Here is a 1,269-nt window from a genome sequence, read left to right as displayed (position 1 = left end):
GGGTTCTGTCGACGATCTTGTGATCCGGACGGCTGAGTACGTTGCTCCGCCTGTTCGCGATCATGCATCGCGTGCTCTCGTGATGTGCTCCTGGAGCTGTTTCCGTACCTGACCGCGTTGGTGATCGAGGAAGTGGAGAGGCGACCGGACCAGGTAGTGCTGAGAACGCGGGTGCGGGCGACGACTGGCTCCTGCCGGTGCGGTCAGAGCTCGGCCCGAGTGCACGGCCAGTATGTACGCAGGCTGCGTGATGTCGCCGTGGGCGGGCTCGGTGTCGTGATCGAGTTACGCGTGCGCCGCTTCCGCTGCGAGAACCCTGCCTGCACGGCGGTGACGTTCGCCGAGCAGGTCCTGGGACTGACCACCCCGCACAGTCGGCATACCCCGCTGCTGCGCGAGATGTTGACGCAGATCGGGCTGGCCCTGGCCGGCCGGGCAGGAGCCCGACTGGCGTCCGCGGTCGGCCTCACCATAGGCAGGGACACACTGTTGCGACTGGTCAGGTCCCTGCCCGAGCCGGAAATCGGCAAAGTGGAGGCCCTCGGCGTCGACGACTTCGCCTTCCGCAAGGGCCGCCATTACGGCACGGTATTGATCGACATGGCCACCCACCGGCCGCTGCACCTCTACGACGGCCGCGACGGGGAGGACCTGGCTGCCTGGCTCCGCGATCACCCCGAGGTGACGGTCATCTGCCGGGACCGTTCCAGCGGATACGGGGAGGGCGCTCGGGTCGGGGCGCCGCAGGCCGAACAGGTCGCGGATCGCTATCACCTGTGGGCCAACCTCGGCCAGGCGGTCGAGAAGACGGTCAACGCCCATCGCTCCCGCCTGGCGGAACCGCCTCCAGCACGGACCAGCAGCCACGACACTCCCTCGGTGAAGCCCGAGGTGGTGCAGCCCTCGAAAGAACTGAAGATCGTCGCCCGGCTGCGTGAGCAGCACGCCGCCGCCCATGAGCTCTGGGAACAGGGGATGTCAAAGGCAGCGATCGGCCGGAAACTCGGACTGCACCAGGCGACCGTCCGCAAGCTGGTGAGCGCCCGCTCCGCCGACGACGTCGTCGCCAAGAGCCTGCAGCGGGCACATATCGTCGACCCATACGTCGGCCACCTGCACCAGCGCTGGAACGAAGGCATCCGAAACGCCGCCCAGCTCTACCGGGAGATCCAAGAGCTCGGCTATCCGGGAGGCGAGTTGGCCGTCCAGCGCCACCTGCGGCGCTACCGGACCGGACGCGGACACGCACCCGTCCCAGGACCCAAGCCT

General features: G+C 67.9%; 1 protein-coding gene. It reads left to right on the top strand.

Features of this window, described 5'->3' with window-relative positions; all coding sequences use genetic code 11:
• Positions 1 to 84 precede the first annotated feature (84 nt).
• Positions 85 to 1,269: ISL3 family transposase (locus KUM38_RS24805; protein ID WP_217131809.1), on the top strand; the 1,185-nt coding region annotated here is incomplete at its 3' end.

This window comes from Streptomyces sp. AC558_RSS880 (assembly GCF_019049255.1).
Taxonomy (GTDB): domain Bacteria; phylum Actinomycetota; class Actinomycetes; order Streptomycetales; family Streptomycetaceae; genus Streptomyces.
Note: the sequence above shows the minus strand (reverse complement) of the source record. Positions and strands in the feature narration are given on the sequence as shown.